The organism is Emticicia sp. 17c (assembly GCF_037153985.1).
Lineage (GTDB): Bacteria > Bacteroidota > Bacteroidia > Cytophagales > Spirosomataceae > Emticicia.
Genome location: NZ_JBBAYI010000002.1, coordinates 219,736 through 232,861, shown reverse-complemented (window position 1 = coordinate 232,861; position 13,126 = coordinate 219,736). Strand labels below are relative to the sequence as shown.

12 protein-coding genes are annotated in these 13,126 nt (G+C 38.4%); 6 read left to right on the top strand and 6 right to left on the bottom strand.

What is annotated here, in order from left to right:
- The first annotated feature begins 61 nt into the window (after positions 1-61).
- Positions 62-409 (top strand): hypothetical protein, encoded by a 348-nt coding sequence (locus WAA15_RS05510; protein ID WP_337041572.1) that lies wholly within the window; start codon positions 62-64, stop codon positions 407-409.
- A gap of 135 nt (positions 410-544) precedes the next feature.
- Here the strand turns inward: WAA15_RS05510 and WAA15_RS05505 are convergent, their stop codons facing one another.
- The 4 genes from WAA15_RS05505 to WAA15_RS05490 form a co-directional block, all read right to left on the bottom strand.
- Positions 545-1,060 carry a DinB family protein gene (locus WAA15_RS05505; RefSeq protein ID WP_337041571.1) on the bottom strand — a complete coding sequence of 172 codons (516 nt, stop codon included), beginning with the start codon at positions 1,058-1,060 and terminating at the stop codon, positions 545-547.
- Between the two features lie 59 nt (positions 1,061-1,119).
- The gene (locus tag WAA15_RS05500; protein ID WP_337041570.1) at positions 1,120-1,704 is read right to left on the bottom strand and encodes a Crp/Fnr family transcriptional regulator; all 585 of its coding nucleotides are present in this window, start codon (positions 1,702-1,704) and stop codon (positions 1,120-1,122) included.
- Between the two features lie 92 nt (positions 1,705-1,796).
- A complete protein-coding gene (locus WAA15_RS05495; RefSeq protein WP_337041568.1) occupies positions 1,797-3,500 on the bottom strand; it encodes a hypothetical protein in 1,704 nt (567 codons plus the stop codon).
- A gap of 59 nt (positions 3,501-3,559) precedes the next feature.
- Entirely contained in the window at positions 3,560-5,362 is a 1,803-nt protein-coding gene (locus tag WAA15_RS05490) for an alpha-amylase family glycosyl hydrolase (protein WP_337041567.1), read from the bottom strand.
- A gap of 204 nt (positions 5,363-5,566) precedes the next feature.
- On the opposite strand from WAA15_RS05490, the gene WAA15_RS05485 reads away from it, so the two are divergent.
- The 4 genes from WAA15_RS05485 (at position 5,567) to WAA15_RS05470 (ending at position 9,783) form a co-directional block, all read left to right on the top strand.
- Positions 5,567-7,648: a helix-hairpin-helix domain-containing protein gene (locus tag WAA15_RS05485; protein WP_337041566.1), complete on the top strand. Its 2,082-nt coding sequence runs from the start codon at positions 5,567-5,569 to the stop codon at positions 7,646-7,648.
- A gap of 403 nt (positions 7,649-8,051) precedes the next feature.
- Positions 8,052-8,483, top strand: coding sequence for a GNAT family N-acetyltransferase (locus WAA15_RS05480; RefSeq protein WP_337041565.1), 432 nt, complete (start codon positions 8,052-8,054; stop codon positions 8,481-8,483).
- Positions 8,484-8,498: 15 nt separating this feature from the next.
- Positions 8,499-9,065 carry a DUF1572 domain-containing protein gene (locus WAA15_RS05475; RefSeq protein WP_337041564.1) on the top strand — a complete coding sequence of 189 codons (567 nt, stop codon included), beginning with the start codon at positions 8,499-8,501 and terminating at the stop codon, positions 9,063-9,065.
- A 154-nt stretch (positions 9,066-9,219) separates the two neighbouring features.
- The gene (locus WAA15_RS05470) at positions 9,220-9,783 is read left to right on the top strand and encodes a DUF4136 domain-containing protein (protein ID WP_337041562.1); all 564 of its coding nucleotides are present in this window, start codon (positions 9,220-9,222) and stop codon (positions 9,781-9,783) included.
- Positions 9,784-9,866: 83 nt separating this feature from the next.
- Here the strand turns inward: WAA15_RS05470 and WAA15_RS05465 are convergent, their stop codons facing one another.
- Positions 9,867-11,015 (bottom strand): acyltransferase, encoded by a 1,149-nt coding sequence (locus WAA15_RS05465; RefSeq protein WP_337041560.1) that lies wholly within the window; start codon positions 11,013-11,015, stop codon positions 9,867-9,869.
- A gap of 524 nt (positions 11,016-11,539) precedes the next feature.
- Here WAA15_RS05465 and WAA15_RS05460 point away from each other — a divergent pair.
- The gene (locus WAA15_RS05460) at positions 11,540-12,436 is read left to right on the top strand and encodes a hypothetical protein (RefSeq protein ID WP_337041559.1); all 897 of its coding nucleotides are present in this window, start codon (positions 11,540-11,542) and stop codon (positions 12,434-12,436) included.
- A 4-nt stretch (positions 12,437-12,440) separates the two neighbouring features.
- Here WAA15_RS05460 and WAA15_RS05455 read toward each other — a convergent pair whose 3' ends face one another.
- Positions 12,441-12,839, bottom strand: coding sequence for a GNAT family N-acetyltransferase (locus tag WAA15_RS05455; protein WP_337041557.1), 399 nt, complete (start codon positions 12,837-12,839; stop codon positions 12,441-12,443).
- Positions 12,840-13,126: the final 287 nt, after the last annotated feature.

The following is a 13,126-nucleotide window of genomic DNA, read 5'->3' as shown; positions in this document are numbered from 1 at the left end:
TTGACACCTGATTTTATAATATAACGCTGTTACTAAGCAGTTCAGCTATTGAACACACTCTATGAAAAAATTTACATTTCTGTTGTTGACTTTAATTTCTTCTATGCCTTTGCACAAAAAAAACTTCGTTCAAGGCTTTATTATTCTCAAAAACCAGAAAGATACCCTCAAAGGTACTATTGATGACCAAGAGTGGGTCGTAAACCCAACAATTATTAGCTTTAAGAGTGCTGCTAATATTGAAAAATCGTATGCTATTGAAGACCTCAGTTCTTTTGGTATTACAGGTAAAGAAAGTTATCTGATAGCAAAAAACGATTTAGATATTACGCCTTTTGCTAAAAGCCGATTACAGTCTTTTATATGTAAAATATGCCACCGACAAAGAACATTTCTTTTACAAAGATAACCAGAAAGTAACCGAGCTAATTAATCATAAATTTTTGCAGGAACGGCAGGGCAAGACATTTGAGATTCATAATAAACTTTCAGTTTTCGCTGACATACTTGCTTTACAATTCGGCTAAATAAGGGCTAATGATTATTACTTTAGCCCAAAGTCATATCTTTCGTGTACAATTCGTTTCAAGATAGCCAGTTGCCCGCAATGCCACATGGTATGTTTAATATTCCAGTCTAATGCTTCAAATTTAGTTTTGGCAACAGGGTGGGGCATAGGGGTAGTTACTAGAGGCTTTTCGAGTTCTTCGGCAGGTAATGACCGAATAATATTGATAGATTTCTGGGCCATTAAATTCAATTGTTCTTTCAGCAATTGCGGCTGAGTTTGCCCAACGCAAACCTGCGCAAGGGTATTATGAAAAAGTTGCGAGTAGTCTTTCATGGGTATTTGTTGTAGTATATCTGTCTGATGCCCCGTAATTACCATCACCGAATGGTAATAATAACTGATAATTAAATGCCCCACCTGCCAGCTTACATTTGATTCGACCCCTTCTGGAATGAAATCCCACTTTTCATAAGGTATATCGGTAACCAATTTATAAACCCACGCGTAGGCTCCTTCGGTTTGTTTTACTAATAATTCGGTTTCGCTCATGGTTTGATATTATTAATTTTTTACAAACCTATTAAATTTTGTAGGGGTGTGTCATTGACCTAAGTCAATAAAGTCTGATTTCTGATTTTTCGTCTGATACGGCTGATAGTTTCGGGTTTCACGTGTAGATAAGAAGCAAGCATATATTGAGGAATACGTTGGGCGAGGTCTTGCCGTTGGGTAATTAGTTGCTCGTAACGTTCGGTGGCGGTATCGAGCAATAAAGATTTAACTCTGTTGTGTGCCCTCAGAAACAACTTTTCGTTCATGAGCCTACTCATTTTTTCTATGAAGGCGTATTTTTTTCCGAGAGTCTCTAAACCATGCCGGTTAATTACATGAAGCGTAGTAGGCTCAAGGCACCTGATTTCTTTTAAAGATGGAGTTTCGGTAAGAAAACTATAATAATTACTAATAAAACTATGTTCAAAGCCAAACTCATCAATAATTTCATCGCCATTTTTATTATAAACACATACCATTAAGCCTTTTTCTATTAATCCGACCTGATTACAAACCTCACCTTCTGTTAAAAAGAATTCATTTTTTTGTAGCTCTTTTTTCTTGAACTCAGCCAGAAAGATGTTGGCTTCTTCTTCGCTTATATCAAAAAGTAGCCTGATTTGTTCTTTTATCTTTTCCACAGAAAACAGATTTATAAATATCTTTTCAAAGCTAAAAAATCTGTACTGAATCTGTGATAAAAACTTGTTTTTTAATCAGCAAACTAAGCGTATCAATCTTTTACTGTGCCTGTAACACATTGAAATAAAGATTGCGAGAGGCCACCCCAGAGTGTTCCGAAGAAAGATTTTGTAGGAACTCGGGTATATTTAATAGTTCCTGTTCGGAGTTTGTTCTTTTTACTTGGGTTTGAGTCTTTCAGAACAAGGTTATTAACCAGAAACGTAGGAACAGGTCGTTTTTTAAACAGACGAAAACGGCGTTTGGGTGCTTCTTCGTCGGGTGTTTTATCAACTTTTAAAATATTGGCTTTCAGGTTTTCATAATATAATATGCCCGTACCTGTAACGTAATTGTCGTTGCCTTTCATATTAAATACATATTTGTTAACCTGCAAAGACTCAACCCCGACTTTGGTTAAAGCAATGGTAATGTTATTAATAGAAGTTCCTTCAAAATAGCCTAATTGGCCTTTACAGATGAAGTCTCCTTTTTCAGAAGTAGTATTAAAAATGAAATGAACATCAAGGCTGCCCTTATTCATGAAATAGGTATGGAAGTCGGCATAACACACAGGGTTTTTCAGTAGTGGCAAGCTATCGTTGGTTGCGTGTAGTACTCGGCCCTTGATATGGTCAAAACTGATAAATCCGGTAAGTTTAGCTTCGGGGTCATATTCCGAATAAGTTACCTTTACGTTACTGATAGAAACGGTGTCGATATTTATTTTAAGACCGAGTTTTTTTAGCAGTTGGTGTGGGTATTCGCCTACCTTGTTCCGAACCTTACGGGGGTAACGCTTATCATTAAACACCTTAACATAGCCACTATCAAGACTCAGATTATTGGCATAAAGTTTAATTTCAGGAAAGAGTTTGTCAGGATGAATGTCTTTCATGATAATATTCTTGAATTGTACTTCGGTGCGGTCGCGGCCACCTGAGGCTTTGGCAAAACTCATTTCATCGAAACGAGGTTTAAGGTGATACTCTTTGACGGTCAGCGTTCTTTTTTTCAGCGAAAAAACCACATCTTTCAACAGGTTATCGGCCAACTGGTTTTTATCGGGCAAAGTGGTTTCCTTGAGTGTAAAAGTGTAATCGTGTGCATAATAAATTCTTTCACCAGATTTATGGGCCAGCGAGTCAATGAGTACATCGGCAATATCAATATTCAAATGCTCAACTACACTCTTTTTCGGTGTTTTTGTCTCATAGTTTTCATAAGTAAGATTTACATCGTTGAGCGAAACCTTGTTTATACTTAATGATGTAAGATACTTTGATATGAACTGATAAGGCGTTTTTCGTTCGGCAGATTGCTTGTCGGCGTTATAGTCAAAATTATTATGACGAAGTGTAATAGCAGGTTTCTGAACAACAATGTTGCTCAGATTCAAGGTTTTACTAAAAATAACCGACAAAGGAAATACTCCTGTGAGGCGTATGGCCGGTACTGAGATGGTGAGCAAATCGTTAGGAGCTTTTTTTAAAGCGTGTAATCTTCTGTAAACCAGTGTATCGGGTGTAAACTTTACATCAGAAATAAATACCTGCCCCATAGACGGATTATAGGTAATGTCAGAAAACGAAATACTATACAGATGGTTTGAGGCCTTTTCGACACCTTTCCTGATACGGCTGGTTACTAGAGGCTTTAAGAAAAAAAAGCCACCGATGGTTAACAAAATCAGGATGACAAGTATACCGCCGGTAATACCAATCGCAATTTTTTGCCATCGATGCTTAATTTTCATAGTGGTTGTGTATTTAAAAAATGAGTGTGCTATGCACGCCAGTGCATAGCACTATATGTTTAATCCTGCGAGAGTACCAATGCACTATAAGGGCCAACAGAAATTTCGCCCATAATAGTGTCATTTTCTGTGAGGGTATTTACTTCTGTGCATTCAGTATGCGTAAAATCAGACTCATAAGATTGTGAGTCGCCATTAAAACGAACCAGCCATTTGCCTTCTGCCGGAAACCTGACAGAATAATTGGTAATTGCTTGGTGAGAAAAATTCATGATTACAACGGTGGTGTCGCGGTTACCTCCTTCAAGCCATCGTTGAAATGCGATAAGTTTTTTATCATGGTCAAGTGCCAGTAGTTCGGTATGTTGCCCCATCAGCCCAGCCGTAGTTCCTGTCAGATTCCTGCGTAAATGAATCATGTCATGGTACATATTTGAGATTCCTTTCAGGTCTTTCAGGCGGTCCCAGTCCAGCGGTTCGGTATCTTTAAACCAGCTATCCTGCTGAATGGTTTGCCCCTGAAATATCATAGGTATACCCGGCGAAGTTAAAACCATAACGGCACCTAGTGTAGCTTTTTTTCTGGCAAACCAGCCTGTGGCATTCCCTGGCTCAACTTCTTCAGCAACTCTGGCGCGTCCGTTAGCTACTTCATCGTGCGATTCTGTAAACACTACACGTCGCATGGCATCATCGTTATAACGGTTCAATAGTGCCGAGCTGATGAGGTTCATGTCGATATATTCGTCTGATGCCTGTGTGAGTACATTACGGAGCGGGTGTACAAAGTCGGCATCCCATTGTGAGCCATAGCCTAGCCCGCCGTTTTGTACATTATCAGTAATGAAATCATGCCCGTGCATATCTTCCGCTACTACAAGCGCGTTAGGGAAACGCTCTTTTACTTCGTTGTTTATCCATTTAATCATGTTTAACCCTTCCTGCAAGTCATGGGCTGGGTTGCCATCGGCATGTACATTTCTGATATAAGGCACCATGTCCATCCGCAAGCCATCTACTTTGTAGTCTTCCAGCCACATAATGGCATTATCTTTAATATATTTACCTACTTCTGGGCGTTCATAGTCGGGGCGGGTATCTCCCCAAGGCGTTGTCGAACGCCAGTCATTATAGAAATAAATACCTCCCTTACCGTTTTCGTGCCAGCCATCAAACTGCCATAAGTCGAGGTCTGACGGCCCAAAGTGGTTATATACCACATCTAAAATAACAGCAATACCTAATTTATGAGCTTCTTTAATAAAATCCTTGAAAGCCACGGGGCCGCCATATTCGGTTTCAATGGCATAAGGGTGTGCGGGGTTATATCCCCATGATAAGCCCCCTGCAAATTCAAAAGGTGGCATAATTTCAACGGCATTAATGCCAAGCCCTTTCAGATACGGCAGCTTTTTGATGGCATCATAAAAAGTACCTACTTTTTCGGGGTCAGGTCTGTTAAAAGTTCCTATATGAAGTTCGTAGATAACCAGTTCGTTCCATGATGGCATCTGGAACTTAACATTTTCCCAGTTATAGGCTTTCGGATTATAAACTATCGAATTGCCCACAGAATTGGTTACTTGACGGGCATAAGGGTCATTTTTGTAAAGATTTAGCTCTCCATTCTTAATAAAAAACTTATATTGCTCTCCTTCTTTAGCATTTTCAACGTTTACACCCCAGCAACCATTTTCTCCGGCAACTAGCGGATTCGCCCCTTCATTCCATTCGTTGAAATCGCCTATTACCGATACGTAGTCTGCATGGGGAGCCCATACTCTAAAAAATACGCCATGTTGGTGGGGGGTAGCTCCCATGCAATTAATATAAATCTCAGTTTGATTTTCTATGTTACGCATATCATAAGTGGGTTTAATATCTACAATTTTATAAGTGGATTTTCTATATACTTTATAGGTAAAAAATATGTGCCAGCTATATGTAGCTATTTGATGGGAAAAAAACTCTACAATACCGTATAGAAAATTGTTTTTATAGGAGAAATTCCTAATTTTGGCTTGATGTGGATTCCCCGCAATTGCTATTAATTTACCTGCCAATTTATGCTCGTTGACCAAAAAAGAGACTGTGATATTAATTATGCAACCAACCAGTTTTTAAAGGCTTTTTTGTCGCTAAAAATGATATTAACAGGCTTGCTAGTTAGTTTTTCAAGCATAGCAGTAGCTCAGGCACCTCCACGCCCCGAAATCAATCTGGATGAGTTCATACAGCGTGTTTTCCCTATGCAGCAAGAGAGTATTAACTATGAAGATGTATATGAGTCGTTGTTTCAACTCTATCAGAACCCCTTAGATTTGAATACGGCTACTTATGAAGAACTTTCGGCTTTATACGTTCTTTCGGTGATACAAATTAAAAACCTGCTGGCTCATCGGGCACAATATGGTAATCTGTTGAGTATCTATGAACTTCAGGCTATAAACGGATTCGATATAGCTACTATTCAGCAACTATTACCTTTTATTGTAATTAAAACAGATTTTCAGCTTCGCGAATTCCCACAGTCGTTGGCGGGGGCTACTGACCATTATCTTGTATTAAGGGCTAGCCAGACACTAGAGCCTAGCAAGGGTTTTGTGCAAGACAAATATCAGGGGTCTCCGCAGCAACTTTATTTACGTTACAGGCTAAGTAAACCAAAGGATTTTCAGATAGGACTACTGGCCGAAAAAGATGCCGGAGAAAAAAAATATCTTGATTTTTACAGCTTTCATGTGCAACTGCAAAACAAAGGCAAGCTGAAAAACCTTGTACTGGGCGACTATCAGGTGCAATTTGGGCAGGGGCTTATATGTGGGGCTGGCTTTTTTCTGGGTAAAGGGAGCGAAGCAGTAACAACTGTTCGCCGGAGTAATATGGGTATTCGGCCTTATGGTTCATTGCTCGAAACCGGCTATTTCAGAGGAGCCGCCGCTACGTACGACTTGAAAAAAGTTGATCTGACAGCTTTTTACTCATTTACCCGCCGTGATGCCAGCGTAGATGAGGGCAATGGCGAACAGGAACAATATTTTAGTTCAATATTAAGTTCGGGGTATCATCGTACAACAACCGAAATAGCCCGAAAAAACCAGATTACAGAGCAAAATATGGGGCTTAATGCTACTTTCAGGTTTAATAACGGTTATATTGGTGCTACCTTGCTGCATACCCAGTTTAATGCTGTGCTGATGCGTAAACCTCGGCTATATAATATTTTTGAATTTACTGGTAAACAAAATACAGTGGTAGGCGCAAATTTTACCTACACATGGCAGAACTTTAACTTTTTTGGCGAAGCCGCCCGAAGCGCCAGTGGTGGAGTAGGTATTACGGGCGGATGGGTAGCAGCGTTGAATAGGCAACTAGAGTGGGCAATACATGTGCGCCATTATGACAAAGACTTTCATAGTTTTTACGCCAATGCACTGGCCGAAGGTACACGTACTATAAACGAACAGGGCATTTACTGGGGTTTGAAATACAGCCCTAAAAGAAACCTCGTTTTTAGTGGTTTTTATGACCGCTTCCGGTTTCCGTGGTTGAAATATCTGGTAGATGCTCCCTCTCAGGGCTTCGATTATCTGTTAAGAGTGGCTTATCAATTAAACAGGAAAGTCTCTTTTTATGCCCAATACCATGAAGAGCAAAAAGGTAAAAACCTGCCTGATAATACTACCCCCACCGACATAGTGGTAAATACTATCCGGCAAAATATACTTGCCAATATGGACTATACCCCTGCACGTAACCTGAAATTACAAACCCGCATACAAGTGAATACTTTTCAGTATGAAGGAAAAACGAAGTCGGTAGGTTTTGCCATCATGCAGGATATTGAGAAAACAATAAAAAGACTTTCTCTCAAAGGTCGTATAGCTTATTTTTTAACTGACGACTACGACTCACGTATTTATGCTTTTGAAAACAATGTATTATATGCCGTTTCTTTTCCGGCTTACTACGGAAAAGGTATAAGAGCATATCTGACAGGGAGTTACAGCATTAATTCCCGAATTGATTTATGGGCGCGCTATGCACGCACGCAACTCAAGAACCAGACAAGTATAGGTAGTGGCAACGACGAAATTAACGGCAACCATAAATCGGATATTAGTTTACAATTACGTTATAAGTTCTGACGAACCTGCAATGACCTGAAAACATGATTGACATCAAAGGTCAATAGTATTGTATCAAAATAGTAATGTAACAATCAATACAGATAAATGATTAATGTTACCAAATATCTGAGATAACCTATTAATATCTTCCCGATTTTGGGTATACCTTCTTTCAGAACGTTAGAATAACTAGGTGTAGCCAGAGTAAGTCTGGGCCTATCTTGTCTGAAAATAGCTCTCAAAACCATGCAAGACATGGCTTTGAAGCTAAAGAATTATGAAGAATTGTCCGAAATTGTGAATAACGATATTTCAACCGATTACCTAAAAGGTTTAGTCAACAAATAGTTGTTTCAGAATGATTTAATTGATTAGTTTTGTAGCCATATCATCTAACCGTAACATTTAAAAAGGAGGAATATTGGCATTAATCATTGCAGAAATGACAGAGAAAGATTTGCCCGCTTTGCGAGAATTATTTTTAAAAGTAAGGCAAAAAACCTTTTTCTGGCTCGATAACAGTAGTTATAATTTATCTTCTTTTGATAAAGAAACCGACGGAGAATATATCATGGTAGCCTATCTTAATCAGGTAGTAGTTGGCTTTGTTTCTCTTTATTCTCCCGATAATTTTATTCATAATTTGTATGTTCATACCGACTACCAGAATCAGGGTGTCGGAACAGCCCTGCTTAAAGCTGCCATCATACAAATGGCACCATTGCCTGTGCGTTTAAAATGCTTGAAAGAAAATAAAAACGCCGTAGCTTTTTATGAGAAAAATGGTTTTCAGGCTAAAAGTCAGGGAATATCTTATGAAGGAATTTATATCTTGTTTGAGTACGAGAGTTAAACCATTTAATTGTCTATGACAGATTATCTTGATAGTGCCCGAAAACAGTTCGAATATTACAAAATGTTAGGCGACAAAACATTTGCTCAGTTGTCGGACGAGCAGTTGTTCTGGCAATACAACGAGCAAAGTAACAGTATTGCTGTAATTGTAAAACACTTGTGGGGTAATATGCTTTCTCGCTGGACGGACTTCCTGACGACTGACGGTGAAAAAGAATGGCGTGAGCGAGACGCAGAATTTGAAAATGATATTGCCAACAAAGAGGAGTTATTGCAAAAATGGCAGCAGGGGTGGGAGTGCCTCTTTCAAGCATTAGATGGCCTTACAACCGAAGATTTAACAAAAGAAATATATATCCGCAATCAGGGGCATTCGGTAGTAGAAGCTATTAACAGGCAATTGGCGCATTACCCTTGCCACGTGGGCCAGATACTATTTATTGGTAAAATGCTTTGCGGCGAAAACTGGAAGTCGTTGTCAATACCCAAAGGAAATTCAGGTGTTTATAATGCCGATAAATTTGCACAACCTAAGCAGAAACAACACTTTACCGATGAGTTTATCAAACCTGCCGAGTAAAAACCTCCGGTTTGATGTTAGTTAATATTTTATGTTCTTCTCGTTGTGGTTTTTAACACTATTTAACATATTATATTGCCCTGTTGTAAACGGAATAAGGCCCAGAAACGTTAATATAGTGTAATAAAACTTAAACCATAAGCGTAGAAGAAAGATGAATGGTCTATTTAAAAAGGCCTTGCTCATCGGGATGATAGGGCTGGGCATTTCAAGCGTAAAAGCACAGGTAAGTACTCATAAAGACCCAACTGCTGACTTTAAAGATTATCATACATTTGCATGGCTTAAGCCTGATGTTCAAACAAAGAACCCACTCTACAACAATGAACTGATTACAAAAAATATTCAGACAAACGTAGATAATGCTTTGTTGGCAAAGGGTATGAGTATTGATACCAAACAACCCGATATATTGCTGAGATTCCATACCGATACCGAGAAAGAAATGACTCGTGGCGGTAGCTTCGGGCCAATGTATCCGATGATTGGGTACGCACGTGTGGGTCGGTATATAATGCCTTACAATATGGGCTATTGGGGTGGTGGATACTCGGCACCTTATAGCTATACCAAAGGAACGCTGGTAATTGATGCCATCGATACCAAAACCAATAGGTTAGTGTGGCAGGGAAGTATCTCTGCGGCAGTCAATTCGCGCAGAATTGATAAACAGATTGAGAAAGGTGTAAGTAAAATCATGAAAAGATACCCTGTCTAGTTAGCTTTGGGCAGGCAGGAGCCAATAAGCAGAAAAACACCTCCGAAAGAGGTGTTTTTCTGCTTATTGAATATATTTAAAAATCAGGCTAGTTTTAAATGCGCTTTCACTCGTTTTTTTAACTTCAAAAAGATAAATACCAGCAAATAACTCAGCGATAAAGCAATAGCAAACAATGCAATCTGAAACAATACAAACCTGCTTGCCGAAAGAGAAACACAATACTTGACCCATGCCGGAAACAAATTCACCAATTGGGTTATAAGTATACTATGTATAAGGTACACGCCATAAACATGGTATTGCGGATGAAGTCTATTAAGCCATAGCAGGCTATCGGTTTTCAGTAAAAGTAAAAAAACAAATGCAAACAACAGCGCATTACTCATTCTGATAGACCCGAAGGCATCGGTGCAGCCTTGTACTTTCAGGTATATACTTTCGGTGCAGGCTACCATAAACAGCAATAAAATGATAAGCCATATTTTATTGGTCTGTATTTTTTCGATAAACTGGTGTACTACCGCTAACTTACGCTTTAACTGAATACCCGCCCACATAAAAAATACATAGCCTAGCCAAGCTTTGGTATGTGTTTGAGGAACCCACCCTAAGTAAAGATTAGCACCATAAAATATACTGATTAATAGTAAAACTAACCCAAACCAATATTGATTTACTACTTTTCTGAAGGCAATAATAATACATGCCGAAAATAAAGAAGCCGGTACAAACCAGAATGAAGTATAAAGCAGAATATTTTTTATAGTAGAAAAGCTTAGAATTATCAGGCTTTTAAGGTACTGAGGGTCGAGCAACTGGCCAATTGATATTTTAGGTAGCATTTCTAACGACACACAAACCATTAGTACTATCAGCCACGGCATTATTGTTTTCCGAAAGCGTTTTTTCAGGTAGGCAAATATGGTATAGTTTGCCAGCTTGCTATTTAGAAAAAAACCTGAGATAATAAAAAATGAAATGGTTCCGATACGGCCAAACTGTACAATAAAAGCCTGAAACAGTTTGTCTGCTACGTGAGGATAGTTTTTGTCTTCAAGCCCAAGCAGAGAATGACACCAGACGATTGAGCAAATAGCTACAAACCTGATTACATTCATTTTATTGGCATACGACTTAGCTAAAGCATCTGTATTTTTGATATTAACAGATTCAGTCTTTTGAAGAGTAGTAAGTGCTTTTTCAAGGTAAGTTATTCTTTGTGTTTCCATCTGGAAGTGAAGTGGTTATATTCTCTTTCTCGAGGACAGAAAGAGGACTTTTAGATAGTGGTTGATTAAATTTTTTAATACGCAACAAAACAGAGCTCTGACGAGCTTTTATGATTTTAATAATTTAGCTAAGGAAAATTACTTTCGACCCAATCAGCCTATGTTGAGTTGAGCAGATAAGTACTTTTCACATTTGTTTTTACCTTAAAATACTAGCAAACAACTTGCCAAGATGAAAAATGAATCGATAAAAATATCAGGTTATTTTTTTTATGGTTGCACGTAAACATTCCTCATCCTTTCAATTACAGCAGTTAATGTAGTTTTGCATCCGAAATAAAAATAACATAGAATTAATTAGCCAGAAGAGATAGAAACAGATGATTTGTTTGAGCCCAAAGCCCTGATAAATCAACAAAAAACAGAATATTGATATCAGCCTGCCACACTGAGAATTTTCGTTGTGCTGAAAAACAAAAAACGCTAAATATCTGTTAGCCAATAATCAGTTTATATGTTTTGCAATGGTAAGAGCAATAGTAAAAGCCTTCTTCTTCGGAAACTATTTTTATGGACTGTGTGCCGTAGCTCTTTCCATAGAGGCTACTTTACAACAAGGGTATACCCTTAGCCAGTCTTATTATTATCTTCTGGTTTTTGCCATAACGGTCTGGTTTTATACATTGGCATATATAACCGACCCGTCGTTGAGTTCGTCGGCTAACCCCAGAGTAAACTGGTACATCAAGCACCGAAAATTTGTTAATTCCAGCCAGATAATATGCCTTTTCATTAGCTTACTGGTGGGTGTATACGTAGCTGTTGTTTATTGGCATAGTATGCTTTATATGTCATTTAAACAATTATTCCCTATTCTTCTCACACCTTTGGCGGCGGTTTTCTATTACGGGCTTAGTTTCTTGCCTAAATATAACTTACGAAAAGTAGGTTGGCTGAAACCCTTTGTTATAGGGTTTACGTGGGCTGGGTTAATTACCATAGCACCCATAATTTTTTATAACCTCACGCATCATTTGCCACAAGGTATCAGCCCTATTGGTTGGTGGTTGTTTCTGAAAAACTTTATGTTCGTATCGGTACTTTGTATTATGTTTGATATTAAAGACTACGCCAGTGACTCAAACTATAACGTAAAAACCTTTGTAGTAACTAAGGGGCTTCGTTATACTATCTTTAGTATTATTCTGCCCCTAAGTGTTGCAGGGTTAGTCAGTTTTCTGATTTTCGGAAGCCTGAATCATTTTTCAAACAAACGCCTTATCCTGAATATATTTCCTTTTATTGCCCTGATAATTGTATCTTATGCACTGCATAAAAGGCGAAATATCTTTTTTTACCTTGTTATTATTGATGGCCTCATGCTTTTTAAAGCCATTTGCGGCATTATTGCTTCATTGTAGAGGGTTATTGTTCACGGAAAATAATAAACCCATTCTCAACGGTATTCATACCTATTTTGGGGTAGTACTCCATAGCCGTAGGCACCGATAACAACAATACCATCGACTGCTCGCCTGCCTGCTCTTTTGTTAACCACACCAGTTTCTTGCCAATACCCGATTGTTTGTAGTCATGTCGTACAGCGAGGTCGGCCAGATAACAACTCCATGCCCAGTCAGTAATCGAGCGGGCAATACCTACAAGAGTGTTTCCATCCCAAGCCGATACAACCAGATTTGAATTGGCATACATTTTGGTAATTCTTTCTATGTCATGAGTAGGGCGGGGCAGTCCGGCATTTTCATATAATTCAATTATTTGTTCAGCCGTTGGCCTTACATCAGTACTGAAATGAATCTCCATGTTTAAGATAATATTAAAATTTGGGGTTAATAATAAAATACTAATACACTTGTATTTAAATATAAATTACTGATATTGAATGATTTAAATAGCTATAATAGCCCAAAAAACAAGCTTGGTATATAGAAGCACGTAGTATCAGGGCGGAAAATTATTGTAAAACAGTTGTAATAAAAATACCTTGACCGTATATTTGTACCCATAATGAACCCTTACCTAAACAGAAAAAAATTAACAAATACTGATGAATATACGTTTCATTTCTGCGTATAATCTTGCTAAAATAC